Source organism: Edaphobacter lichenicola (assembly GCF_014201315.1).
In the GTDB taxonomy this organism is placed as follows: Bacteria; Acidobacteriota; Terriglobia; order Terriglobales; family Acidobacteriaceae; genus Edaphobacter; species Edaphobacter lichenicola_B.
The window spans coordinates 86,846-111,470 of record NZ_JACHDY010000002.1; the positions used below are offsets into that span (position 1 = coordinate 86,846).

Annotated in this window: 22 protein-coding genes; 6 read left to right on the forward strand and 16 right to left on the reverse strand. The window is 59.1% G+C overall.

The annotated features are described in order from the left end of the window. Positions 1 to 102 precede the first annotated feature (102 nt). The 3 genes from HDF09_RS06685 to dcd form a co-directional block, all read right to left on the reverse strand. Complete coding sequence (locus tag HDF09_RS06685) at positions 103 to 807, reverse strand: lipid-binding SYLF domain-containing protein (protein WP_406704277.1); 705 nt, start codon at positions 805 to 807, stop codon at positions 103 to 105. 423 nt (positions 808 to 1,230) lie between these two features. After that, positions 1,231 to 1,905 (reverse strand): helix-turn-helix transcriptional regulator, encoded by a 675-nt coding sequence (locus HDF09_RS06690; RefSeq protein WP_183763736.1) that lies wholly within the window; start codon positions 1,903 to 1,905, stop codon positions 1,231 to 1,233. Positions 1,906 to 1,989: 84 nt separating this feature from the next. Next, the gene (gene dcd / locus HDF09_RS06695) at positions 1,990 to 2,544 is read right to left on the reverse strand and encodes a dCTP deaminase (RefSeq protein WP_183763739.1); all 555 of its coding nucleotides are present in this window, start codon (positions 2,542 to 2,544) and stop codon (positions 1,990 to 1,992) included. Positions 2,545 to 2,789: 245 nt separating this feature from the next. Here dcd and HDF09_RS06700 point away from each other — a divergent pair, with 245 nt between their 5' ends. Next, the gene (locus HDF09_RS06700) at positions 2,790 to 3,059 is read left to right on the forward strand and encodes an HU family DNA-binding protein (protein ID WP_158943184.1); all 270 of its coding nucleotides are present in this window, start codon (positions 2,790 to 2,792) and stop codon (positions 3,057 to 3,059) included. 83 nt (positions 3,060 to 3,142) lie between these two features. On the opposite strand, the gene priA is transcribed toward HDF09_RS06700, so the two are convergent. Continuing rightward, positions 3,143 to 5,686 (reverse strand): replication restart helicase PriA, encoded by a 2,544-nt coding sequence (gene priA / locus HDF09_RS06705; protein WP_183763742.1) that lies wholly within the window; start codon positions 5,684 to 5,686, stop codon positions 3,143 to 3,145. 116 nt (positions 5,687 to 5,802) lie between these two features. Beyond that, the gene (locus HDF09_RS06710) at positions 5,803 to 6,351 is read right to left on the reverse strand and encodes an inorganic diphosphatase (protein ID WP_183763745.1); all 549 of its coding nucleotides are present in this window, start codon (positions 6,349 to 6,351) and stop codon (positions 5,803 to 5,805) included. A gap of 213 nt (positions 6,352 to 6,564) precedes the next feature. On the opposite strand from HDF09_RS06710, the gene HDF09_RS06715 reads away from it, so the two are divergent. The 4 genes from HDF09_RS06715 (at position 6,565) to HDF09_RS06730 (ending at position 9,997) form a co-directional block, all read left to right on the forward strand. After that, positions 6,565 to 6,954, forward strand: a complete 390-nt coding sequence (locus tag HDF09_RS06715) for a nuclear transport factor 2 family protein (protein WP_183763748.1) — start codon at positions 6,565 to 6,567, stop codon at positions 6,952 to 6,954. A gap of 70 nt (positions 6,955 to 7,024) precedes the next feature. Then, entirely contained in the window at positions 7,025 to 7,783 is a 759-nt protein-coding gene (locus HDF09_RS06720; RefSeq protein ID WP_183763751.1) for a helix-turn-helix domain-containing protein, read from the forward strand. Positions 7,784 to 7,822: 39 nt separating this feature from the next. After that, complete coding sequence (locus tag HDF09_RS06725) at positions 7,823 to 8,992, forward strand: LssY C-terminal domain-containing protein (protein ID WP_183763754.1); 1,170 nt, start codon at positions 7,823 to 7,825, stop codon at positions 8,990 to 8,992. Positions 8,993 to 9,292: 300 nt separating this feature from the next. Then, the gene (locus HDF09_RS06730) at positions 9,293 to 9,997 is read left to right on the forward strand and encodes a ribonuclease T2 family protein (RefSeq protein WP_183763757.1); all 705 of its coding nucleotides are present in this window, start codon (positions 9,293 to 9,295) and stop codon (positions 9,995 to 9,997) included. 626 nt (positions 9,998 to 10,623) lie between these two features. On the opposite strand, the gene HDF09_RS06735 is transcribed toward HDF09_RS06730, so the two are convergent. The 10 genes from HDF09_RS06735 to HDF09_RS06780 all read right to left on the reverse strand — a co-directional run bounded on the left by HDF09_RS06735 (position 10,624) and on the right by HDF09_RS06780 (position 22,339). After that, positions 10,624 to 11,514, reverse strand: a complete 891-nt coding sequence (locus tag HDF09_RS06735) for a uracil-DNA glycosylase (RefSeq protein WP_183763761.1) — start codon at positions 11,512 to 11,514, stop codon at positions 10,624 to 10,626. A gap of 47 nt (positions 11,515 to 11,561) precedes the next feature. Beyond that, positions 11,562 to 11,774 carry a DNA-directed RNA polymerase subunit omega gene (gene rpoZ, locus HDF09_RS06740; RefSeq protein ID WP_179639266.1) on the reverse strand — a complete coding sequence of 71 codons (213 nt, stop codon included), beginning with the start codon at positions 11,772 to 11,774 and terminating at the stop codon, positions 11,562 to 11,564. A 76-nt stretch (positions 11,775 to 11,850) separates the two neighbouring features. Further along, positions 11,851 to 12,510 (reverse strand): guanylate kinase, encoded by a 660-nt coding sequence (gene gmk / locus HDF09_RS06745; RefSeq protein WP_183763764.1) that lies wholly within the window; start codon positions 12,508 to 12,510, stop codon positions 11,851 to 11,853. Positions 12,511 to 12,566: 56 nt separating this feature from the next. Continuing rightward, complete coding sequence (locus HDF09_RS06750) at positions 12,567 to 13,472, reverse strand: YicC/YloC family endoribonuclease (protein WP_183763768.1); 906 nt, start codon at positions 13,470 to 13,472, stop codon at positions 12,567 to 12,569. Beyond that, entirely contained in the window at positions 13,469 to 15,346 is a 1,878-nt protein-coding gene (locus HDF09_RS06755; RefSeq protein ID WP_183763770.1) for an ABC transporter ATP-binding protein, read from the reverse strand. The genes HDF09_RS06750 and HDF09_RS06755 overlap by 4 nt, the downstream gene beginning before the upstream one ends. A gap of 89 nt (positions 15,347 to 15,435) precedes the next feature. After that, positions 15,436 to 16,377, reverse strand: a complete 942-nt coding sequence (gene rapZ / locus HDF09_RS06760; protein ID WP_183763773.1) for an RNase adapter RapZ — start codon at positions 16,375 to 16,377, stop codon at positions 15,436 to 15,438. A gap of 51 nt (positions 16,378 to 16,428) precedes the next feature. After that, a complete protein-coding gene (hpf, locus tag HDF09_RS06765) occupies positions 16,429 to 17,052 on the reverse strand; it encodes a ribosome hibernation-promoting factor, HPF/YfiA family (RefSeq protein WP_183763776.1) in 624 nt (207 codons plus the stop codon). Positions 17,053 to 17,105: 53 nt separating this feature from the next. Then, positions 17,106 to 18,848 (reverse strand): RNA polymerase factor sigma-54, encoded by a 1,743-nt coding sequence (rpoN, locus tag HDF09_RS06770; RefSeq protein WP_183763780.1) that lies wholly within the window; start codon positions 18,846 to 18,848, stop codon positions 17,106 to 17,108. A gap of 225 nt (positions 18,849 to 19,073) precedes the next feature. Beyond that, positions 19,074 to 19,802, reverse strand: coding sequence for an LPS export ABC transporter ATP-binding protein (gene lptB / locus HDF09_RS06775; protein ID WP_183763782.1), 729 nt, complete (start codon positions 19,800 to 19,802; stop codon positions 19,074 to 19,076). Beyond that, on the reverse strand, positions 19,799 to 22,339 hold the full coding sequence (locus tag HDF09_RS06780; protein WP_183763783.1) for an LptA/OstA family protein: 2,541 nt from the start codon (positions 22,337 to 22,339) through the stop codon (positions 19,799 to 19,801). Before HDF09_RS06780 ends, lptB begins: the two co-directional genes overlap by 4 nt. Before the next feature lie 244 nt (positions 22,340 to 22,583). Between HDF09_RS06780 and HDF09_RS06785 the strand changes: the two genes are divergently transcribed. Beyond that, positions 22,584 to 23,288, forward strand: coding sequence for a hypothetical protein (locus HDF09_RS06785; protein ID WP_183763784.1), 705 nt, complete (start codon positions 22,584 to 22,586; stop codon positions 23,286 to 23,288). Here the strand turns inward: HDF09_RS06785 and opgC are convergent. Further along, positions 23,281 to 24,444 (reverse strand): OpgC domain-containing protein, encoded by a 1,164-nt coding sequence (gene opgC, locus HDF09_RS06790; RefSeq protein WP_183763786.1) that lies wholly within the window; start codon positions 24,442 to 24,444, stop codon positions 23,281 to 23,283. The two genes, HDF09_RS06785 and opgC, sit on opposite strands and share 8 nt — an antisense overlap. Between the last annotated feature and the right edge of the window lie 181 nt (positions 24,445 to 24,625).

Below are 24,625 nucleotides of genomic sequence, written 5' to 3' on the forward strand. Positions count from 1 at the left end.
GCCTCTAGTCTACCGATTCCAACCCGCGCCGCCGGAAAAACAGAAAGGGCGGCCGAATAAGCCGCCCCTCCGCAATCGAACAACGTTCAAGCAACAGATGCATTACTGGTTCTTGGCAACGACGAAGTACTTCGCCACAGTGCGCACAAAGGGACGAGCCTCAACCGGCGTAACCTGCTTGCCGCCGAGGATCTGATCGAACCCGATGTCCGAACCGTAGAGCGCGCGAGTATCGTCCTGGTTCTGCGACAGCACCGTGCCGTCGAGATTGATACCCGCAAACAGACCCTTGCTACGCGAGTAGCTCAGGAACTCGGCATTCAACTTCCAGTCCGTTCCTGCCTGCGCATTGCGTCCCACAGGACCAGCCGAAGCCGCCGCATCCGCGCCCAGCTTGAACTTGTTCTTCAACATGTCCTGCAGGCCCTGCTGGTTCATTGCGATCAGCACCAGGTCCGTCGCCTGTCCGCCAATCTGGAACCCGAAGCTGCCGCCGGCCAGTTGAACACACACCGGAGCGCTCCACTTTCCGCTTGGCGTACGGCAGGTTGCAACACCCTGGCCATACTGCGCGCCCACAACGAACGCGCCCTTCTTGTAGCTGGGAATCACCACTACGCACGATGCGCCCGACAGAATGCCACCCGGAATCGCCTTGTCCGGGGTTGCCATAATCTCGTGAAGCACCTGGCTGGCGGCATTGAGACGCTCCGCAACCTTCGCCTTATCGCCCTCCGCCTGCGCCGACAGAGAACCGGCGATCATCGCCAAACCACACAAAGCCACTGAAATCTTCTTTAGCATCATCGTTATCCCTTTCACTCTTTAGTTCTGTATTTTGGAGGGGGCCCGGCAAGCTGCCTATTTCCAACAATATATACGATGAGGAGAAACCGTTCTAAGTTGTCCCGCCAACAGAACGGGACCAGAATACGCCGAGATAGCTACACACACGCAAAAAAAATGGGGGTTGTAGAGATAATGTCGGCAGAACTCCGACGCTATCTCTACAACCCCTCTCCCAGGTCTGTGTTGCTTGGTAGTACTTTGCCCCACATTACCTTCGCTCACAACGGTACGAAGGTGGGTACACCTTTGAGCGGTTTTTGTTAACTTAGTAGTTAACAAACTATTGGCGCGAAAATCTTCCCCAACTAACGCCAGACATGGACTTGCAACTCAGAGCCGCAAAACAGCCCATCGCAGCCGGTCAAATTCTGCAACAAAATCTTAGGGTACCTGCCGCAGCAGCTTCTGATTAACGGCCTGAACAGACAGCGCGATGCGATTATCAACCCCCACCTTCCGCATCAGGTTGCCCACGTGCTTCTTCACAGTGCCCACGTCGATTCCGAGCTCCCGGCCAATCGCCGGGTTAGGATGTCCGGCAGCCAGCAAACGCAACACCTGCAGCTCCCGTTTCGTGAACTTCGGTTCCTTGGCCGGCTTGGTCGTCTCCGCTCCAGCTGAAGTCGACTCCAGCAAGCGCGCCAATACCTTGCGCGGAGCCCACACCGACCCATCCTGCACAACATCGATCGCCATCCGAATCTCGCTCTCCTTCGCCGAATGGGCCAGGTAGCCCTTCGCCCCCGCGCCGATAATGCGTTGGATGTGATCGTGATCCTCCTCCAGCCCCAGCACGATCAGCCGAAAGCGCGGACGGGTCCTGCGAAACGTAGCCAGCAGCTCGAAGATGTGATCCGTACACGCCGAATCGATCAGGATCAGCGACACTCCCGAGGCATCGAGCGCGCCCGGAACCGACAGCGGAACCACCTCCACCGGCCCGCCATCGGGAAAGATCGTCTGCAACCCCAGAATCCGCAGCGGATCCGCAGCCACCAGGCCGACGCGCAGAGATCCCCCGGCCTTCTTCCCCTTCTTCTGTTTGGCATCCTTCATCGCCTGCGCAGCCCCTTTACTCAGCGTCGTGCATTTAGTAGGCCGACTTAAGCGCTTCAGAAAAGATCGTGACCCGGAGTTCTACTACAGCTTCGGCAGCACGATTCCCTGCTGATGCTGGTACTTCCCTTTACGGTCCGCGTAGCTGACCTCACACACCTCGTCGGACTGGAAGAACAGGATCTGGCAGAGCCCTTCGTTCGCGTACACCCGCGCCGGCAGCGGCGTTGTGTTCGAGATCTCGAGCGTCACAAACCCCTCCCACTCCGGCTCGAACGGTGTCACGTTCACAATAATTCCGCAGCGCGCGTAGGTTGACTTGCCCACGCAGATCGTCAGCACATCGCGAGGAATCTTGAAGTACTCGATCGACCGCGCCAGCGCAAACGAGTTCGGCGGAACGATCACGCTGTCGGCCTGCACCGTCACAAACGAGCGCTCGTCGAACGCCTTGGGATCGATGATCGCACTGTTGACATTGGTAAAGATCTTGAACTCGTCCGAGACCCGAAGATCGTATCCGTACGAAGAAAGTCCATACGAAATAACACCCTCTCGAACCTGTTTTTCGCTGAACGGAGAGATCATTCGGTGTTCGTTCGCCTGCTGGCGAATCCAACGGTCGCTTTTAATTGCCACTCTGGTGCCCCTTCGGTCCTGCTCTTTTTGAAATTTCTTCAATTCTCGCAGAAGGTGATATCCCTAATTGTCGCAGAAGGGTGTAAATTGGGTGCGGTAGTGTCCCAGGTCCCCTTGCCTCATTAGATTCTTCATCTTACGGTAGCGTTCTTTCGTTGACAATCTAAGTTCGAGTTTCTAACATCACCGTACTACCAGGTCAGCACCAGTTTTCTAAAAATTACAGCCCAAGGACGGCGGCCCAGATGATTAAGCAGGATCTCATACAGAGGGTGGTAGAAAGAACCGGCCTTCCAAGGACAAAAGCAGAGTCGGCTGTCGATGCGATCTTTGAAAGCATGAAAGCGACTCTCATCGCGGGCGACCGCATTGAACTCCGCGGATTTGGTGTCTTTACCGTCAAGCCGCGCAAAACCGGAATCGGCCGCAACCCAAGGACCGGCGCCGAGGTCACCATCGCCCCAGGCAAAGCAGTCCGCTTCAAGCCTGGCAAAGAGCTTCATCTGCTCGACTAACGCATCCGATCTAAGTCTCGGCGCACCAGCAGTCGGGACTCGTTTGCGATAACCTCCCCAACATTTTCTTCAAGAGCGATGCGTCACATCAGGTGCACCGCATCCACGTCGACCACCAGGTTCCGGCGCGCAATCCCCTGCGTCTCCGCGTACGCCAGCATCGCCCGCAGCGTCTCGCCCAGCGTCTGCCGCCGCTCCGCCTTCAGCACAAAGTGGTAGCGATAGATCCGCTTCAGCCGCACAATCGGAGCCGCCGCCGGCCCCAGCACCCGCACCTTATCCAGCCGTGCCTTCTGAAACCATCGCCCCAGCGTGCCCGCCCACCCCGTAGCCTCCTCCAGCTTCTCGCTCTGAATGACCACATTGGCCAGCACAGCATACGGCGGGTAGTGCATCCACCGCCGGTATTGCATCTCCTTCGCCACAAACCCCGGATAGTCATGCTTCGCAGCGAACTGAATCGCATAGTGATCCGGGTGATACGTCTGCACCAGCACCTTGCCGATAAGATCCCCGCGCCCCGCCCGGCCCGACACCTGCGTCAGCAACTGAAACACCCGCTCCGCCGCGCGAAAGTCCGGCAGCCCCAGCTGAAAGTCCGCCCCCACGACTCCCACCAGCGTCACCCCGTGAATGTCATGTCCCTTGGCGATCATCTGCGTCCCCACCAGCAGGTTAATCTCGCCCCCATGCAGCCGCGCCAACAGCCGCTCCATGTCGCTCCTCCCGCGCACGGTATCGCGATCCATCCGACCGATCCGCGCCGTCGGAAACAGCTCCTGCAGCCTCTCCTCTCCCTGCTGCGAGCCCACCCCAAGAAAATAAAGATGTTCACTCTCACACTTCGGACAAGCCTTCGGCACCGACCGCCGCGATCCGCAGTAGTGGCACTCCAGCCTCTGCCCCGGCTGCGCAATCGCATCATTCCCGCTCACCGGCTTGTGGTAGGTCATCGACACCGCGCAGTTCTCGCACTCGATCTTCTCCCCGCAGCTCCGGCACAGCACCGTCGATGAGTACCCACGCCGATTCAACAACAAGATCACCTGCTCTCCGCGATCGAGCGTAGCCTGCGTCTCCTCCATCAACCTCCGCGAAAAGATCTGCTCCTGCCCCGTCTCGCGAAACTCCTCCCGCATATCCACCAGCTCAACCAGCGGCAGCGGCCTATCCGCAACCCGCGCGCGCATCTCCACCAGCGCATAACGCCCCTTCTCTGCATTCGCCCAGCTCTCGAGCGACGGCGTCGCCGACCCGAGCACCACCACTGACTCATTCAGCTTCGCCCGCATCACCGCAACATCGCGCCCGTGATACCGCGGCGTCTCCTCCTGCTTGTAGCTCGAGTCGTGCTCCTCATCTACGATGATCAGCCCCAGATCCACCATCGGCGCAAACACCGCCGACCGCGTCCCCACCACGATCCTCGCCTCGCCCCGCCGAATCCTGTGCCACTGCTCCGCCCGCTCATCCGGCGTCAGTTGAGAGTGCAAAAGCGCCACCTCACCACCAAACGCCGCCACCATCTGCCCCGCCATCGCCGGCGTCAACCCAATCTCCGGCACGAGCAGCAACGCGCTCTTCCCCGCATCCAAAGCCCGCTGCATCGCAGCAAAATAAACCGAAGTCTTCCCGCTCCCCGTAATCCCATACAGCAGATGCGGTTTGAAACCACCCTTCTCCATTGCCGCCGCAATCGTCCCCAGCGCCTCCATCTGCGCTTCATTCAAAGCATGTTCATGCGCATGCTTCTTCCCCTCCGCGCCCACGCCGCCCAGATGAAACTCCTCCGCAACCTCTTCAATCCCCACCAGTCCACGCTTCACCAGCGTCCCCAGTGTAGACTCCGGCACTCCCGCGCGCGTCAGGCTAAGCCGCAGATCCCGTACCCGCATCCGCCCACCCACCGCCGCCAGCTCCGCCATCACCGCCAGCTGGTTCTCATTCAACCGCGGCAGTCGCCCTCCGACAGGCTTTTGCTCGCTACTCCCTACGCCCTCTTCCCTACTCCCTAAGCCCTGCACCAACACCGCCACCTTCTCCAGCCGCCGCGCATCCCGCTCCTCCGCCACCGCCTCGCGCACCAACCACTTCTTCCGGACCATCCCCTCCAGCAGCCCCTTATTCGCCCCCGTAGCCGACCGCAGCGCCGACATCTTCGCCACCTCGCCCCCCTCCAAATAATTCAGCACCGAGTACTCGCGATTCTGCTCCTCCACCGTCAGCTTCGATCGCCGCGAAGACCCCTTCACCGCCCCCTCATACAACACCCTCCGACCAGCCTCAGCGATCCGATAAGAAAAATGCCGCTTCACCTCCGCCGCCAGCGGCAGCATCCCCCGCAGCACCTCGCCAAGCGGAGCGACATAGTACTGCGCAATCCACGCCGCCAGCTTCATCAACTCCTCCGGCAGCAGGGCGGCCTCATCCAACACCTGCTGTACCGGCTTGATCTCAAACTCCTCCGCCGGCGCATCCTCATGCACCCGAACCACCACGCCCATCAGCCTCTGCCCACTGAACGGCACCAGCACCCGCGCCCCCACCACGGGCACAAGCCCATTCACCCCATAGGTAAATGTCTGGTCCAGCGGCACCGGCAAAGCAACATCACAAAACTGCGGCATCCCTCTAGCCTAATGCCTCCCGCTCGCCTCCACCGCAACATACCCTTTGCCCACACGCGCAACTATTCGCGCCGCCCGGCACTCTCCCCGTCCGCTCCCGCAAATCGCACTACCACCTAGGCCGCCCGCCTGGCCTTCTTGATCAGCTTCTCCGCCACGGCAATCTCCTTGTACCCGAGCAGCTTGTAAACCTTGCCCTCAAGCTGGTGATAGTTGACGAAAAAATCCTGCAGCTCCTTCAGAAATTTCTTTGGCAGATCGTTTAGCTTGCGAACATTCGCATACATGTGGTTGGCGTCTGCAATGGCCACCAGGCGATCGTTGCGAATCCTCTTCTTGCCGTCCACCTGCTCGCCTTCAATCACACCAATCAGCCGCGAAGGCACCAGCACCCCCGGAAACGCCGGCTCATCCATCAGCAGCAGCACATCGATGGGATCCCCATCGTCTGCAAGCGTGCGCGGCAGAAACCCAAAGTCATACGGAAAGACCATCCCCGCAGGCAACACCTTCTTCAACGCAAATATCTCCTGTTTCGTATCGAAGGAGAACTTGTTGCGGCTGCCCTTAGGCGTCTCCACAATCACCTGCAGCAACCCGTCTTTCTTCAAAACCGGCTCCAGCCGCGTAGGATCGATCAAACTCTTGGAACTCTTCCCTGCCATAGCGCCCCTTTGGCTGTTTTGTTAACAGATTGTCACAAGCCTTAGAGACACCCCTCAACACATAGGTTGCATAGGTCCCGCCCGGAGCGTTCTGGCAGATCAATAACTCCAATCCCCATCGCACACCAACGCCACAATTACCTCAAGGGTAATTGCGAGCGAATTCCAACCGGTCGATATTGAAACAAGCGACACGTCGCCTCGGAGAATGCTTTGAACACGCTGACCATCATCAAGACCACTCCCCCTCAATGGCTCCTTGATTTTTGGAGTGAAATCGATAACAAAACCTTCGGCAAAGGTTTTGACTGCTTCGCGAAAAATGCAACCTGTCACTTAGGCATCGCAGAGTGGAACGGACGCGAGCAGATTCGCGAAAGCCTTCGCGCCTTTATCGACACAGGCTTCACCGCGCATCACGATGTCACCGAATACTGGGACAGCGGCCCGCTAAAGATCTTCCGCGGCATCGTGACCATGAAGCCTGACGACACCACCAAACCCACCGTCAAGCCAGTCATGACACACTTCTTCTACATGGACGAAGCCGATCCCACCAAGGTCCGCAGCTGGATTGGATCGGTAGGCCCCGTCCAGTTTTAACCGTCCAGTTCTAACCGTCGCGCAAACTCATCCGTCACCTGCCAACCCATCACCGAACATCTCAAACCAAATGACCCAGCAAACCGAACACGAGCTAGGCACCTTCCTTCGCTACTGGCGACAGCAGCGAGGGAAGAGCCAGCTCGATCTCTCCCTCGACGCCGGAGTCTCTCAACGCCACATCAGTTTTGTGGAGAGCGGCCGCAGCACTCCCAGCAGAGACCTGCTCCTCAGTCTGGCCAAAAGACTCGACGTGCCCCTTCGCGAACAGAACGTCCTCCTCCTCGCCTCCGGATACGCCCCCGTCTACCTCGAAAGCGCGCGGGACTCCCCGGAGATGGCCGTCGTCAACCGTGTCATCGATCGCATGTTGCGGCAGAACGAGCCGCACCCCGCCCTCATGATGGATCGCTACTGGAACGTCCTCAGGACCAACGAAGCCGCACCGCGTTTCTTCAATTCGTTCGTCGATCTATCGAAGAGACCCAAGCCGCAAAATCTTCTCCATCTTATGTTCGACCCTGATGGCATGCGGCCATTCCTAGAAGACTGGGAAGACGTCGCCTCGGGGCTTCTACAGCGCGTCCATCGCGAAGCGGTAGGACACGTCACAGATAAAAAGACAAAGGAACTGCTCGACGAATTGAAGAAATACCCGGGAGTGACCGAACTAAGCAGGTCCGTCAAAAATCAAGCCCCGGTCCTGCCGATCACCTTCGTCAAAGGAAACAAGAGGTCTTCGTTTTTTTCGATGATCTCGACCATCGGCCTGCCGCAAGATATCACCGCGCAGGAGTTCCGCATCGAATGCATGTTTCCCGTCGAATGAGTAATGTCAACGCGGTATTCGTGTGCTTAGAATATAGGCGTGAAAATCAAGAGCTATCGCTTTGAACTATCTTGCACGCTATGGCTGGCCTGTGGCGTCGTCGCCGTCGCGCAGGATGCGGCTTCAAAGGCCCCAGTAAGCGCGCCAGGGACCGTAACGCCGATTGCGCTGCCGGCGATGACGACGGCCCAGGCTTCCCAGCGCAAGGGAAGCTACAGCGTCACCGTTCCCGGAAGCGGAGACTGGACCGATGCGGGCTTCGTGGTGGCCGCGGGAGACACCATGAGCTATAGCGCCACCGGACAGCTCACCCTGTGGGATGCACGAGCCTCAGCGCCAGCCGGAGTCGCGCGCGGCTGGAAGGATCTTCTCCGGCAGTTTCCCCTGGACAGCGCAAGCGCAGGTGCGCTCATCGGGCGCATCGGCAGCGCCGACGCAGCGGTGCCGTTTGCCATCGGCGGCCAGTTGGAGCAGACCGTGCCGGCCAGCGGCGAGCTATTCCTTGCCGCCAATGTGCCGAAGGAGGTCGGCGCTCAGGGCAGCTACAAAGTGTCGCTGAAGATCACAGCGGCCAAGCCCGTCTCGCAGACGACCGTCTCGCAGGCGACGGCGCTGTTCACCCCGGCGCTGCTGGACGGCGTACCCCAGCGGGTAGGCGATGAGCAAGGTAATCCGGGCGACATGGTGAACTTCTGCATCGTAGGCACGAAGGACGCAGTCGAAAAGGCGTTCACCGCGGCAGGCTGGGTGCAGGTGGACCAGACAAACAATGCGGCAGTTCTCCATGGCCTCCTCTCGACCCTGTCCAAGAAAGCCTACACCGCGGTGCCGATGAGCACGCTCTACCTCTTCGGCCGCCCGCAGGACATGAGCTATGCGCGCGGCGACGCGATCACCGTCGCCTTCGTCCGCCATCATCTGCGGGTGTGGGACACCGGGCGCACCGCTGGCGGCCTGCCGGTGTGGGTTGGCTCTTCGACGCACGACGAGGGCCTCGAGAAGGATCAGAGGAACAACGGCATAACCCACCACATCGATCCGGAGGTGGACAAGGAGCGGGACTTTATCCAATCGAGCTTTGCAGCCGCGGGAGTGCTGGATGCAGCCGCCTACATCACGCCGAAGGATCCTCTGCACGAGGCGAAGACGGCAACAGGTGGAACATTCCAATCTGATGGAAACGTAGTAGCGATGGTTCTGCGCCACTGAGGTGGAACGACCGGGCAGCTTCTAAGAAGCTGTCCTGCCGGACGGGCCCGCTACCGCGGAGCGGTCACTTCGTGACGCGTATACCTTGTCTTGCAGCGACGATCTGCTGTGGTCCTCCCGTTGGTCGGAATCAACTTTTCCTCCGACCAACGGGAGGACCAAGCGAAGCAGTATGCAAGTCACGAAGTGACCGCTCCGCGCAGGAGGCCCGCCCGGCAGGACAGCGTCTAAGACACAACACGAGACACTGCGTCAGGATATTGCCCTCTTGCTCCACCATCTTGATATGCTTCTCCCACCATGAAGAAGATCACCCTTCCCGCCCTCCTGGCCCTTCTTCTCCCCCTCGCCGCCTGCGAGCCGCACCCCCAGCCCACGCCCGAGCCCGCACCCCGCCCCCGCGCCACCGCGCTCCCAAGCCAATCTCCAGACCAAGCCGCCGCCGGCCAGCAAGCCTTCGACTACTACCTCCTCAATCTCTCCTGGTCGCCCGAGTTCTGCCACTCGCACCCCAACGCAACCGAGTGCGCCCAGCGCCCAGCCTTCGTCCTCCACGGCCTCTGGCCCCAGAACACCAACGGCGGCTACCCTCAGAACTGCTCCACCGACTACGGCCCGCGCGACCCCTCCACTTACAGCGACATCTACCCCGACCCCGGCCTCCTCCGTCACGAGTGGCGCACCCACGGCACCTGCTCCGGCCTCTCTCCCGATGCCTTCTTCACCCTCGCCCGCACCGCATACCAGGCTGTCACCATTCCGCCCACACTCGCCCAGCTCGACCACCAAATCTCGCTCACCCCGGCTCAACTGATCGACCTCTTCCAGACCGCGAACCCGACCATACCCGCCGCCAGCCTCGCCATCAGCTGCGGCAACAACTACCTCACGGCCGTAGAGGTCTGCCTCGACAAAACCGCCCACCCAACCCCATGCGGCCCCATCCGCTCCTGCCGAGCCAACGCAGTCCGCATCACCCCACCCGTAAAACTCACCGCAAACTGACAAGACACCCGTTCCCTCAGGAACACGTCACTGCACCAGAGCGCGCCGCCGCGACTAGAACACCTCACCGTGTCACGCCGCCACTGCAACTAGAACATGCAGTCAGACACACCACTGCAACAAGACACGCCTCGACCAGGTACACCAACTAGATACGTCATCTCGACCGAAGCAACGAACAGCATCATCGTTCGTTGCGGAGTGGATTGCGGCCATAGCTCTCAGTTGCAGCGAATTAATTCATGCTGCGGTATCCGTCAAGATCCCCGTATTTCCTCCATCAACGGAGAAACTCAACACAAGAGCGCAGAAATTCGCTGTCAAGCCCCGAAACAACGAAAACCCGCGTCAATCAAGGAGATTCGCGTGGCGTATCAGTTATCCCAAATCCGGTAAAATAAAGGAAGAGAAGAAAAAGGCCCGGCACACAGCCGGGCTTTCGTCATTAAACTCATAAACCCTTTGTTTGGAGGAATCTGCAGGCAACTCCTTTGTTATGACATTTTTAGAAGCCTAGACCTTCCGTAAGATAATGATTCTAGGAAACTTGCGCCTCTGTAATAGGAGGGGCCCCCCCAGGATAAAGACCAAGGTAGATGGAGATGAAGAAAGGAAACGAGACAGCTCTACGCCTTGGCGGGAGACTTCAACCCCATCTCCCCCATCACCCTCTGCAGATCCTTCCACGCCTCACCCTTCATCGCCGGATCGCGCAGCAGAAACGCCGGGTGATAGGTCACCGCCAGCTTCGCTCCCCTGCAACTATGCCACCTGCCCCGCAGAGCGCTCAGAGACTGCTTCACTCCCAGCAGATACATCGCCGCCGTCGCCCCCAGCGCCACAATCACCTGGGGCTGCACCACATCGATCTGCTGCAATAAAAACTGATCGCAGGTATTCGCCTCCACCGGCTCAGGAACCCGGTTCGCCGGCGGCCTGCACTTCACGATGTTGGCGATGTAAACCTCCTCGCGCTTGAGGCCCATCGCCTGGATCATGTTGTTGAGCAACTGCCCAGCCTTGCCGACGAACGGAATCCCCGAGGTGTCCTCATCCGCCCCCGGCCCCTCGCCGACAAACATCAACCGCGCATTGGCATCGCCATCGCCAAACACAATCGTCCGCCTGCCCGCATACGCCAGCGGACAGCGGGTGCAATCGCCAATCTCAGTCTTAATCTCAGCCAGCGCCTCAGCCTTATGCGCCGCATCCACCCGCGCAGCAGGCAGGGGTAGAAGATCATCGAAACTCACAAGCTTCGCGATGGGAGGCTCCAGAAATTGAGGTCGAACCGGAACAGCAACTGGAACAACCGGCTGCTCCACCACAGTCGTCTTCGCAGGCAGCGGTCGCGCTTCAGCCACCTCGTCGACAACGGAGACCGCAGCAACGGCAGCAGGAGCCGGAACCGGAACAGCCTCGGCGTACACCGGCTCGCCCCGACGATAGAAGTCATGGACGCCCATGTCGCGAAGATATTCCACGTAAGCCCGCAGCTGCTCTGCTTCTCCTGCCATGGCTCTATGGTATCGCGGCCAGCGTCGTCAGGTTCAGTGCGTCAAGCTCAGTGCACAGGAATGTCGAGCACAGGTTCTACCACCTTCTCTGGCAGAACAAACTTGACGTGTCCCTGTTTGATCTCATCCTGCGCCACGCGACAAGCCTTCATCGACTTGGCCACGATCAGAGGAGAGGCGCCAGACTGTAGCTGCCGCGCCCGACGCGCCGCACCTTTTACCAGACTGTACTTATTGTGGAAAGCATTCTCAATCGTCATGCGTTTCACCCCGATGCAGAAGTTATAACTCACCCCGATGAAAAGCCATACACAATTCGTAGTGGATAACACGTCCTTAGTCGTGAAAGGTACTCAACGCGCTCTTCAAACGAGGCGAAGCAACATCGGTCCTGCAGCTCGAAGCCAGCGCCTGCACCCCGTCTCGCTCGCCGCGCTCACACAAAACAATCGCCCTCAGCTCCGCCACAGCCTGGTCAAGCACATCGTTCACCAGCGCATACCTGTAGTCCCACATCTGCTTCAACTCAGTCCGAGCCTCCGCCAGCCGACTCTGAATCACCTTCTCGGAGGTCACATGCTCCGCCTCGCTCCTGTTGCGCAATCGCATCTCCAGCACCTGCGGACTAGGAGGCAAGATGAAGATTGACACCGCCGCCGGCATCTTCTTCATCACCTGCACCGCGCCCTGCACATCGATGTCGAGCAGCAGATCCTTCCCCGCATCCTTCGCATGTCCCAGAGCCGACATCGCCGTCCCGTAGTAGTTGCCGAAGACCTCCGCCCACTCCAGAAAGTCTCCCGCCGCAATCATCCGCTCGAACTCCGCTCGGGTCGTGAAGTGATACTCCCGCCCATCCGTCTCCGACCCCCGTGGCGCCCGCGTCGTATACGAAATCGAAAAGTCCAACCCCTCCACCAACGTCCGCAGCTGACTCACCAGCGTCGACTTCCCCGAACCCGACGGCGCCGAAATGATAAAAAGAATTCCTGCCATGCGCCTCAATCACCTATTCCATTTGTCTCTGCCAGTCTAACAACCGCGCGCACAAGCTACTCGAGATTCTGAACCTGCTCCCGCGCCTTCTCGATCTCAGCCTTCATCTCGAGCCCCAGTTCCGTAATCCGCAAGCTGTTCTCGCCGGCTGCTCCGCTGGTCTTTGACAGCATCGTATTCGCCTCGCGATTCAGCTCCTGCAACAGAAAGTCCAGCCGCTTGCCCAACTCGCCGCCCTCCTCCAGCATCACCACAAAGCGCTCCACATGCGTCCGCAACCGAACGATCTCCTCCTCGATATCGCTCTTCTCCGCCAGCACTGCAGCCTCAGCCAGCAGCCGCTCCTCGCTCACAGGCACGCCCTGCGTCAGCTCCATCAGCCGGCTCCGCAGCCGCTCGAACTGCACCTCGCGCACTCCGTTCCTCAACCCAGCCATCTCTTCCCCGAAAGCCTGCAGCCGCAGCATCGAAGCCTTCAGCTCAGCCGCCAACGAAGCACCCTCCTGAGCTCGCCCCTCGTTCACCTTCCCAACCAACGGAACGACCAGCGAGAGCACCGCCGCGTCAAGCCCCTCAATCTCAGCCGCACCACCAACGCCCTCAGCACTCATCACACCCGGTATGCGCAACATCGCATTCAGGTCCGGCTCACTCGACACGCCATGCGTCTCCGCAGCCTCACGAAACGCCTGCACGTAAGCCTCCAGCAAACCCGCGTTCAACTGGATCTCAACGTTCGCCCTACGCTCGACTTGCAGCGTCACCTCGATATGCCCCCGGCGAAGATTCTCCTTCAACATCCTTCGCAGCTGCACCTCGAGACCGTCGCAGGAAGAAGGCAACCGAAGATGGAGATCAAGAAACCGATGGTTCACGCTCTTCATACTCAAAGTAAAAGCAATGCTATCCCGCACCGCTCCGCGCAGACTCGCGTACCCAGTCATCGAATAAATATCCGTCACGCGATCCCCTCCAACCCGACCGTCAGTGCACTTTCACTGCTACTTGCCGGCACAACATCGTCCTCACTGAACTGCATATTGTAGAGTCGCCGATAGGTCCCGGAGTGTTGCATCAGCTCATCATGCGTACCCATCTCCGTGATCCGTCCCCCTTCAATCACCGCAATACGAGAGGCTCGTCGCACCGTCGACAGACGATGTGCAATCACAAACACCGTCCGCCCCTGCATCAGATTCGCCAACGCCGCCTGCACATACTGTTCGCTCTCCATGTCGAGAGCCGATGTCGCCTCATCCAGAATCAGGATCGGGGCGTTCTTCAAAATTGCCCGCGCAATCGCCAGCCTCTGTCGCTCTCCCCCGCTCAGCCGAGTCCCCTTCTCGCCGACCATCGTGTTATACCCGTCGGGCATGTTGAGAATGAACTCATGCGCCAACGCCATCCGCGCCGCCTCTTCCACCTTGCTCATCGGCACATCCGGCTGACCGTAAGCAATGTTATTCCGCACCGTATCGTTGAACAGCACCGTCTCCTGCGTCACCTTTCCAATCTGCTGCCGCAGCGAAGCAATCGTCACATCGCGCAGATCGTGTCCATCCAACAGAATCCTTCCTTCATTCACATCGAAGAAACGAGGAATCAGATTCACCAGCGAGGACTTGCCCGCTCCACTCGGACCAACAAACGCAATAACCTCACCCGGCCGCACATTCAAATTAATCCCACGCAGCACCTGCTTCACCTCGCCATCGCTCTCATAGGCGAAGCCGACATCTTCAAACCGGATCTCCTCTTTAAACTCCTTCAAAACAAACGCGCGCTTCTTCTCCTGCACATCGTCCTGCGCATCCATAAACTTGAAGATCTCTTCGCTCGCCCCCAGCGCCTGCTGAAAGCTGTTATAAAACAGCGCAAACTTCCGCACCGGATCGTAAAGAGTAAACACCGCTATCAAGAAGGAGATAAACGACCCGATCGTCATCGAGCCGCTCTTGATGCGATCGCGGCCAAGCAGCAACAGCAGTGCAATCGCGACCGAACCGAGCCCATCCATCAAAGGAGAACTGATCGCCTGCACACTCACCGACCGCAGATTGGCGCTGAACAGCCTCCGCGCCGCACGCCGGAAGCGGTTCATCTCCCACAACTCCATGCCGAAGGCCTTCACGATTCGATTACCCGTAATCGTCTCGTGAATAATGTTCTGAATCTCTGCCAGCTTGTCCTGCCCTTTGCGCGTCGTCTGCCGCACCCGCCGCCCGATACGTCGCGCCGAGGAGATCACCACAGGAACGAACAACAACAGTACCCAGGCCAGCTTGCCACCATAGAAGATCGCCACGCCGATCATAAAAATCAGCGTAAATATCTGCTGCAGAAACTCCCCCAGCACGCTCGACATCGCCGTCTGCACGCGCTCAATATCATTGATCAGCGTCGACAGCAAAGTGCCCGTTGTGTGCTTCTGAAAGAACCCCACCGAACGTCGCAGAACTGCGTTGTACAGATCGTTGCGCAGGTCGGTAATCATCCCGAAGCCCGCGTAATTCACCAGGTAAGTCCCCACATAGTCACACACCGACTTCACCAGTGCGGAGACCACCAGCGCATAAGCCACCACCGTCCACGCATTGTGCAGCGGGCTCGGAACCAGAAAGTGCAGGTTCAACGGCCTGCCAAGAAGAGGCACATGAGGAAACACAAGCACATCATGCGTGTACGCATCCGGACTCAACACATTGTCGAAGATTGGCTTTACCAGCAGCACGCGAAACGCCGCCATCGCACCCACCACTGCCATCAATGCCACCGACGCCACCGAATAAAGGGCGTACGGCCGAACATACAGCAGCAATCGCCAGATGCGCCTCAAGCCGTCACTCTCCCGATTGTCGCCATTGCATCGCACATCTCACTATTCTATTGCGCGCCTATTCTACTGCTTGCAGCCGCGCGCAGCAGCTACTTCGGCATATCCCGGTGAGCGGTCTTCACTCGATACCCCTCAGCCGCCAGCCGCTTCTTCATCTCTTCCGCGATAAAGACGGACCGATGCTGTCCTCCGGTGCATCCAAACGCCACCGTCAGGTAACTCTTCCCTTCCTTGATGTAGTGAGGCAGAAGAAACTTCAACATCTCTGCGGTCTTATCCAAAAACTCCTTCGTCTGAGGAAACTGCAGGACGTACTTCGCGACCCTGGGATGCTTCCCAGTCAGCTTGCGAAACTCCGGCACAAAGTGAGGATTCGGCAAAAACCGCACGTCAAACACCAGATCCGCCTCTGCGGGCACGCCATTCTTGAACCCAAAGCTGTTCGACGAGATCATAAGAGCTCGTCCGCTCTCCTCGCGTTCAAACTGTGAGTTGATATGTGCCCGAAGATCATGCACGTTGAACTTCGTCGTATCCAACACGATGTCGGCGACATTGCGAATCGGGTCCAGCCGCTTGCGCTCCGCCCGAATCGACTTCACCACAGTATCGCTGCGTCCCATCGGATGAGGCCGCCGCGTCTCGGAGAATCGCCGAATCAACGCGTCTTCACTAGCCTCCAGAAAGACCACCCGCGTAGGCAGTATTTTTAATACCTTTTTCAGAATCGAGGGAAACTGATCCAGTCGCATTCCCTCGCGCACATCGACCACCAGCGCCGCGCGTTCGATCTCCGCGGACTGTCGCACAAGATCGGCAAAACTCGGCACCAGCTCCAGCGGCAAATTATCGACCGAGTAATATCCCAGGTCTTCAAACGCCTTCAGCGCCGACAGCTTCCCCGACCCCGAAAGCCCTGTCAGAATGACTAACTCGCCCCGGTGTTCCGGAAGCGCGACCTCCACGATTTTCTTCCTGCGTGTTCCAGTGAATGACTTCACAGAACTCTTCGTGACCCGCTTGCTCGTCATGCAGAAATCCTAGCACCCCAGTCTCTAGCACCCCAGCCAAGGAGCCTCGCTCTAAGGAACTTCAATCAGCTCCATCTTCCCGTCACGCTTGCGATAGAGCACCATCGCCTGCCCGCCATGGTCGCGAAACACAAACACCTCGCGGTCTCGAAACGCGGCCTCCTTCACCGCCTCCTCGATCGACATCGGCCGCAGCGCAACCGAATCATTCGAGCGCACCACATGCGGCTCCGCAAGCGGCGAGTGCGACGGAAAAGAGTGCACCAGCATCGGCACTGCCTTACGGCCAACGCTGTTCTTCGTCGCCACCTTCACCGCGGCAGTCTTTCGCGCAGCAGGTGCCGCCACCTCAGCCGCAGCTCCCTTCAAATCTGACTTGGGATGCCGCTTGATCGTCCCGTATCTCTTCTTATGACGAATCGCCTGCTGTTCAATCTTCGCCAGCGCATCATGCAACGCGACGATCATGTCCGTAGCCTCACACCGTGCCACCAGCTTCTGATGCCTGGTCTGCACCGTCACCTCAGCGATCTGCCGATACTTGTCCGTGGACAAAATCACATGCACGCTGCCGGAGTTGCCGACGATCTTCGCAATCGCCTCCACTCCTTCCTCGGTCTGTGACTTCAGCTTTTTTGTAATAGTGGTCTGTCTGCCGGTGTACTCCACGTCCATACGCTTACCTCGTTCCCGCGATCGTTCGGATCTTTTGGATCTTTCGCAGACGATCAGCGTACACGACGCTGGTGCGTACTTGGAATCTGCATATCTTCCCGGTACTTCGCGACCGTCCTTCGGGTCACCTGAATCCCCTGCCGCTGCAACTCAGCCGCCAGTTGATCGTCCGTCAGCGGCTTCCGCTCATCCTCTTCCTCGATCAGCTTCTTCACCTTGCGCTTCAGCAGCACCAGCGGCAGATCTCCACCCTCCGGCCCATTCACTCCCTCGGAGAAGAAAAAGCGCAGCTCGAACACGCCCTGCGAGGTATGCACATATTTATTCGCCACCGCGCGGCTAACCGTCGAAGGATGCACCCCGATCTCCTCCGCAACCTCTTTAATCATCATCGGCTTCAGAGCGTTGACCCCATGCTCGAGAAACTCCTGCTGACGCCTGACGATCACCTCACACGTCCGCACAATCGTATTCTTTCTCTGCTCGATGTTCCGCAGCAGCTGAATCGCCGACTTGTACCGCTCCTTCACGTACTCTTTGACTTCCTTCTCCGTCTGCTTCTGCTGCAGCATCTTGCGATAGCCTTGGTTCAACCGAAGCGTAGGCATATCCTCTTCGTTCATCAGCACAACATAGACATCATCGCGCTTCACAAACGCCACATCCGGCTCAATCAGCCGCGTTTCGCTGTGGTTATACCGCTGTCCCGGCCGCGGATCCAGGGTGCGGATAAACTCCACCGCCGCATTCACCTCATCCGCCGTCCGCCCACAGCTCCGTGTCAGCTCGCGCATATCCTTCTTCTGCAACAGCGGCAGGCAGTTCGTCACAATGTGCGTCGCGATACTGAAGACATCTTCACGCCCCGGACTATCCGAGGCTGAAACCGCCTCGATCGCGCCATAGTCTTCGTCGGCGTCGCCGGCTGCACCATTTCTTGCAGCCTTCTCCGCAGCGTGCATCTGTTGGCGTCGCAGCACGATCGCCGCCTCGCCCTGCTGAGCACATATCTGAATCAGCAGACACTCCCGCAAATCTCTCGACCCTACCCCTACCGGATCAAGGAAATTAACCACCTTCCGTGCCTCGCGAACCGCCGCCAAAAACACACCAGCCGTCTCGTCGGACGCAGCCGCTAAATCCAGCGACTCGCCATGCACGGAGTGGTCGTCCTCGTCCTTCGTCTCCGGAAGATCCCACACATGCGCCGATCTGCTTCGGGCCCCACGGTCAAATGGAATCGGCTCCGAACGTTCCGGCTCCTGCATCTGCATTAGAGCCTCCACCAGCTCCTCATCGCTAGCCGTCAGATAGCCGTTTTCATTCAGATTCCCCACCACCAACTCTGCCGCGGCGCGCACCTCAGGGCTCAAGGTCAGCGAACCAAGCTGCCACGCCAGATGGTCGCTCAGTGTACTCGGCTGCGAAAGAAAGTTCTCGAACGAAGGCTTGTCGTACTCCTCAAAGTTCGACGCCGTTCGAAAGCCAGGATCAAGATAATCCTGAAAGTAGCTGCCAAAGTCGATCTCGTCGAACGGGTCCTTTTCTACCCTCTCGCTCTCCGCGGCCACATCCTCCGCCGAGCGCTCCCGATCCCCCTCAAGCCCTGCTCTCTCATCCAGCGTGGCAACCGACTCTTCCAACTCCTCCAACACCGGATTCTCCACCATCTCGGTATTGATCATCTCTCTCAGCTCGAGCTTGTTCAGCGCCAGTACGCTGACCATCTGCACCAGTCCAGGGGTCAACACCTGTCGTTGTGAGACTTTCAAGTTCAGCTTCGGTTGCAGCAACACGTTATTCCCTCACGACCTGATTACTTTAACTTTGCCCTTGACCTGCCATTTGGCAAGTCTCGTGCTCATTGTGCAATTAATTTCAAACAGAGCGCTATTCCCTGACTTGGCCACAGTCTACACGCCCTGCCTCGATCTCGCTGTAAGTCTAACGCTGTCAAAGGCTGCGCGCCCTGCACCGATAGCATCTCAGCCTTACAACAGAAGTTGTAAAGTTACAGTTCGCTAACTCATCGAGAAGTTTTCGCCCAGATAGATCCGCCGCACCTCAGGATCGCGCCCCAGTTCACCCGGCGTTCCAGTCTTAAAAATCTTTCCCTCAGCGATGATGTAAGCCCTGTCTGTCACGGACAAAGTCTCTCTCACATTGTGGTCCGTAATCAGCACCCCAATCCCACTCTTCTTCAACCCGAAGATAATCTCCTGCAGATCCAGCACCGCAATCGGATCGATCCCCGAAAACGGTTCATCCAGCAGAATGAACGCTGGTTCGATCGCCAGGCACCGCGCAATCTCCACTCGCCTGCGCTCTCCCCCGCTCAACGCATAGCCCCGCGTCTTCCGCACATGGCCTAGATTTAGCTGCTCAATCAGCTTCTCCGTGCGCGTCCGCCGGCTCTCCCAGCTCAACTGCTGCGCCTCCAGCACCGCCAGGATGTTGTCCTGCACCGTCAGCTTGCGAAACACCGAAGGCTCCTGCGGCAAATAGCTAATCCCATAGTTCCGCGCCCGCAGATACATCGGCAGCCGGCTGATGTCGTGCCCATCCGCAAGCACGCGCCCCGAATCCGGACGCACCAGCCCAACGATCATGTAAAAGCTCGTCGTCTTTCCCGCGCCGTTCGGCCCAAGCAGCCCAACCACCTCGCCCTGTTCGATCTCAAGGCTGACCCCCTTCACCACCTGGCGGCCGCCATACGACTTGCCGATCTCCTCCGTTGATAAGGTCTTCATTCCTTGTTCTTCACCCGCGTCTCCGTGCGCACTCGCTGTCCCGCGCCACTCTCTCCTTCATTAGAAACCACGACGTTCTCATCTCCGGTGTGGAATCGCAAAGACGTACCTGTCACGGTCCCCCGCTGATCGTCCACAACCTTCGGTAACGCGGTCGGTGTCCCAGTCAAAACAAACATGCCATCACTCGCGGTATACACTAGCTGCTCCCCGCTCGCACGCCGGCCAGGTTGTTGCATCTCGATATGCCCACTCGCCACGACCCTCTCCACATTGCCGCCCATAAATCCACCCCCCGCCGCACCATCAGCCTTTTTCCCACCAATAGCCGGAGCCGCCTGCAGATACACCACGGCCTGCTGCCCCCGCATACTTCCATCCGCGCTATCCACCTGAACACCACCCGTAAAGTCCGCCCTGCGTGCCTCTTCCGAATAAACCAGCTCCCGGCTGATCACCCGAACCACGCTGGTCTTACCGCCGCCCACCTGCTTACCGGCCTTGTTATCAGTCTTGGCTGAATCTGCTTTGACACCACTCCCGCCACTTACCAACACAGTATGCACTGCGCCAGGAGCACCCTGTCCCTCGCCGTGCGCCAGCAGCCTCTTCTGCTTCTGTTCAAACTCAATCACCGGAGCGTCTACCTGCGAAGCACCCTGCCACAACCGCGCCGGCTTGCCATTCAATCCCCCCCCATAAAACTTCGCCATCTGCGAATCATGCTTCATCTCCGCACGCGATGCCAGCACATGCACCGGCTCCCCTTCACTCCCCACCTGACTGAAACTCGCCTTCACCGAACCATCCGCAGTAGCATCTCCCGTCTGCTGCTCCGTCACCACCCGATCGGCCCACAACACGCTCGTCCCATTGCTCACCTGCACATTGCCCGTCAACGTCGTCCGTTCCAGTTCGCCGTCATACACAGCGCGCTCCGCCGTCACTCGCTCCTCTGCCGGAGCCGCAGAATCCCCCAGCTTCTTCACCGGCAGCTCCGTCATCACCACATGCCCCTGCTCCGTCGCGCTCGTAATCTCATCCGCACTCTGACCTTTACCAGTAGCATTTGCCCCACGCGCTGCACCCGCGCTCACTGGCCGAAAGTGCGCCACCAGCGAATCCCCCGAACTCGTATCGACAACTCCCTTCCCATTCACTCGACGCATCGCTGTATGCCCATCGCCATGCACCTCCGCAAGATGATCCGCACTCCCCACACGCACAAAGTGCGCCGTCAAAACATCTCCAGCCAACCCACTGCTCGTCGGCCCACCGCCCTTGGCAGCCGGGTTCATCACCTTCAACCGCGCGTCACCAGTAGCCTTCGCATCCCGCAACTGTGCCTTCCCAGCGGCCCCTGCAAATAAGGCTAACTCTACCTGCCCCGCGTTCAACTCACGCTCACCCCATGCGTCACTAGACGCATCCGTTCGAACCCGTTCGTTCAGATGCACCGCGCCTGTCATCACCACATGCTCCGGCCGCCCCGTCTTATCGAACCCAGCCCGTGCCTCCGATGCCTCCCCCTTAGCCTGCCGCAGCGATTCATCCGCCGAGTACTTCACCCCGCCCAGCATCACCGCCGACTGCGGCTGACTCTGCGCACTCAACGTCATCTCGCCTCGCGGAGCCGTCACCATGCCGCCCATTCCATTCATGAGCGTCACCTCTCCCTCCGCCTCAATCCGCTCCGCCGTCCCATCCGGCCGCAGATGCACGACAACATTCCTCGCCTGCGCAGTCTGCCCCGCGCCTCCTCTGCCGCCCACCGCCATATACTTCGCCTGCGTCAGCACCGCTCTCTCATTCTGCCGATCCAGCTCCGCCCGCGACGCCGTCAACACCACCGGCCTGTCGCGCTCCAGCCCATTCACCCTCACCGCCGAGTGCAGCACCACCACTCCAGTATCCGAGTTGTAGTCCGCGCCCACCGCATGTCCGGTCAGCCCACCCGACTCGAACTCAATCTCGTTATCCGTCGCCGCCACACCCAGCTTCTGCAAAAACACCAGCCCGCTGGTCGTCACATGGATCAGCCTCACATCTTTCTTCTCAGCCGATCCCGCACCCTTCTCACCCACTCCCGCGCCATGCAGATCCTTCCCTGCCGCATAGTCCATCTTCGCGTTCGCATCCGCTGCCTCCGGGGCCTGCAGATCGATATGCACCTCCCCCTCCGCACGGATCACCTCGTTCTTCTGGTCATACTCAAACTCTTTCCCGTAGATCCTGTCGGCCCGATCCTCCTTCCGCCCATACAGCACGATCCCCACATCATGCAGCGTCACCTTGCCGTCCGCGCGTTCCACCGCCTTCGCCGCATGAACCGTATAGATCGTCCGACCCTGCATCGACTGAGAGTAGGTAAACCCGTTGGTCTCCCGCCGAACATTCACCCCCAGCTTCTTCGGCAGATTGGTCAGAAAGCGGTGCGCCCGGTAGTGGGCATATCCCAGAAAAGAGGCGATCACGATCACCAGCAGGCCAGCACCTGCCAGCAACCAGACACGCAGCCGTTCTACCGAAACGTTCATTCATCTTCTATCTTCTCATCCCGACGTGTCCTGCCGGACGGGCCCACTGCGCGTGGGGCGGGCGTTCGCACGCCTTTTTAGAGCTTCGCCTGGCCCTCCCGTTGGTCGGCACGAGATCTGAACCCGCGACCAACGGGAGCGCCGAGCGAAGGGGTATACACGTCGCGAAGTGACCGCCGCCCGCGCAGGGGGCCCGTCCGGCAGGACAAGTCATCAAATACAACTAAAGGTCTAAACTAAGCCCATGGCCGATCAGCTCTACCTCAGTCTCTGGTTCCCCAACTTCCGCTTCGACACCCTCCCCGCGACCATGGTCTCGGTCATGCGCCAGTTCGCGCTCATCAGCGGAGAAAAGCGCGTAGCAGCAGCCAGCGTCTATCCCATCAGCTTCACCGAAGCCCCCACCTACCAGCGCATCTACGTCAACGATGACCGCGCCGAAGAGAACTCCGACACCTCCGGCTCCATCATCGAAAACGCCGTAGCCGAAGCCACCGAACAGCTCCACGACGACATGGCCTACGAGTTCGAGATGCGCTGGAAACTCTGGTCCCCTGAGATCGATCCCAACTACCCCAACCCAGACATCGATCCCGACTCCGACATCGACCCCGAATACCAGTCCGCCGCTCTCGATCCCCTCTGGAAGCTCCAGCCAGCCACCGTCCGCATCCTCGGCTTCGGCCCCAAGTTCGACGATGCCAGCTTCGACCAGAACGGCCACATCCGCATCGACTTCGGCCTCGACACCCCCTGGCTCGCCGAGACCCTCGAAGACGAGCAGCTCGACGAAGCCGCCACCAAACACATCCAGCAGAACGTAGAGATGCTCTTAGCCTTCACCCTCTCAGTCGAAAAAAACTGCGGCATCAGCAGCCGCCTCCTCTGGACCGAGTCCGGCGAACCCCTCGCGCAGAAGCTCATCGACCGTCTGCAGCGCGTCAACTAGCGCTCTCAGCCACAGCCGCCGCATTCTTCGCCGCCGCCACAGCCCTGGCCTCTCTGCGCAGCCGAGCCTGCCGCATCGCCACCACCATCAGCCCGGCAAAGGTCAGCGACAGCAGCCCATAAGCCCGCGCACCATGCAGCTGCGGAGTATCTTCATACAACAGCGTCAACCCGACGAACACAAAGAACACATGCGCGCAAAACACCTGCAGCGAAGCCTTCCCCAGCGTCAAAAACGGCTCAACCGAGATCAGCTTCACCAGAAACCGCCGCATCGAGTAGCAGACGATTAGAAAAGCCGCCAGATTCACCACCCGCATAGGCCCAATCTGCCACTTATCCAGCCCAATCCCCAGCGACTCCTGCGTCAACACAGGCCCCAGCCAGTGATGCCTCACCCCGAGAAATAAGAGACAAACCGCCCCGCACACCGCCACCACATATCCCGGAACCCGCTTCAGCGGCATCTCGCCCTCAGCGCTCTTGGCCCCCAACCATAGCCCCGCAATCCAAACCGCCTGCCACGCAAACAAGTTGAACGCGCCCGTCTCCTGCAAAGGAATCTGCAGATGAGTCACCCGCACCGTCCAATCATGCACCAGCTCCCGTAGCCCAAACTGCGCCCAAACCCACAGCGCCGCGCTCCCCCCAAGCACCCACCTCCACCCATAACGCACGCCCACCGCCAGCGCAATCGGCGTCAAAAACATGAAGATCACATACATCGGCAGAATATCCAGCAGCGGAGGGCAGTAGATCAGCAGCCCTCCGCCAACTATCGCCTCCTTCGGATGAGCCAGATAAAAGTTGATCAGGTTATAGATCGCCGCCCGGTGCGTCTTAGCCGCAAATACAGCCGCAATCGTAAACGCGAACGCAAGCATCAGCAGGTGATACCCATAGATCTTCAACGTCCGCCGCCACAGCCTCGCAATCACACCAGACACATCCTCCAACGCGTCCCGCAGATAGACCGTGCCCACCAGCATCGCCGAAAGAAACACAAATCCCTCTGCCGACGACACAAAACCAACCGGCTGATTCACAAAGTCGCTGAAGTGTGTCGGCATGTGCGTGAACGTCATCCACACCAGGAACAGCCCGCGCAACGCATCCAGCTCCGGCCTCCTCTGCGTCTTGGCACTAGTTAATGTCAACGCCGCAACCCTCACTCGAAAAAGCGCACCTACAGCATAGGCCACACACCCACCGGCAACCGCGCAGCGATTCGCTCTCTGTCGACTAACACCAAAACCTCTCCCAGCCCCTCACATTGAGACGTCCCGAACAAGAGATCCGCTTCAGCCGCGCCGAAGTTCGAGACCAACTTTCAAAGCC

Coding starts and splice junctions, on each gene's coding strand:
- priA (WP_183763742.1), bottom strand. CDS start 5,686: ATGCCGCAGTTTTGTGATGTTGCTTTGCCGGTGCCGCTGGACCAGACA.
- HDF09_RS06710 (WP_183763745.1), bottom strand. CDS start 6,351: ATGGCAGGGAAGAGTTCCAAGAGTTTGATCGATCCTACGCGGCTGGAG.
- HDF09_RS06685 (WP_406704277.1), bottom strand. CDS start 807: ATGATGCTAAAGAAGATTTCAGTGGCTTTGTGTGGTTTGGCGATGATC.
- HDF09_RS06735 (WP_183763761.1), bottom strand. CDS start 11,514: ATGGCAGGAGAAGCAGAGCAGCTGCGGGCTTACGTGGAATATCTTCGC.
- rapZ (WP_183763773.1), bottom strand. CDS start 16,377: ATGACGAGCAAGCGGGTCACGAAGAGTTCTGTGAAGTCATTCACTGGA.
- gmk (WP_183763764.1), bottom strand. CDS start 12,510: ATGGCAGGAATTCTTTTTATCATTTCGGCGCCGTCGGGTTCGGGGAAG.
- HDF09_RS06785 (WP_183763784.1), top strand. CDS start 22,584: ATGGCCGATCAGCTCTACCTCAGTCTCTGGTTCCCCAACTTCCGCTTC.
- lptB (WP_183763782.1), bottom strand. CDS start 19,802: ATGAAGACCTTATCAACGGAGGAGATCGGCAAGTCGTATGGCGGCCGC.
- HDF09_RS06690 (WP_183763736.1), bottom strand. CDS start 1,905: ATGAAGGATGCCAAACAGAAGAAGGGGAAGAAGGCCGGGGGATCTCTG.
- HDF09_RS06780 (WP_183763783.1), bottom strand. CDS start 22,339: ATGAACGTTTCGGTAGAACGGCTGCGTGTCTGGTTGCTGGCAGGTGCT.
- HDF09_RS06730 (WP_183763757.1), top strand. CDS start 9,293: ATGAAGAAGATCACCCTTCCCGCCCTCCTGGCCCTTCTTCTCCCCCTC.
- rpoZ (WP_179639266.1), bottom strand. CDS start 11,774: ATGACGATTGAGAATGCTTTCCACAATAAGTACAGTCTGGTAAAAGGT.
- hpf (WP_183763776.1), bottom strand. CDS start 17,052: ATGGACGTGGAGTACACCGGCAGACAGACCACTATTACAAAAAAGCTG.
- HDF09_RS06700 (WP_158943184.1), top strand. CDS start 2,790: ATGATTAAGCAGGATCTCATACAGAGGGTGGTAGAAAGAACCGGCCTT.
- HDF09_RS06720 (WP_183763751.1), top strand. CDS start 7,025: ATGACCCAGCAAACCGAACACGAGCTAGGCACCTTCCTTCGCTACTGG.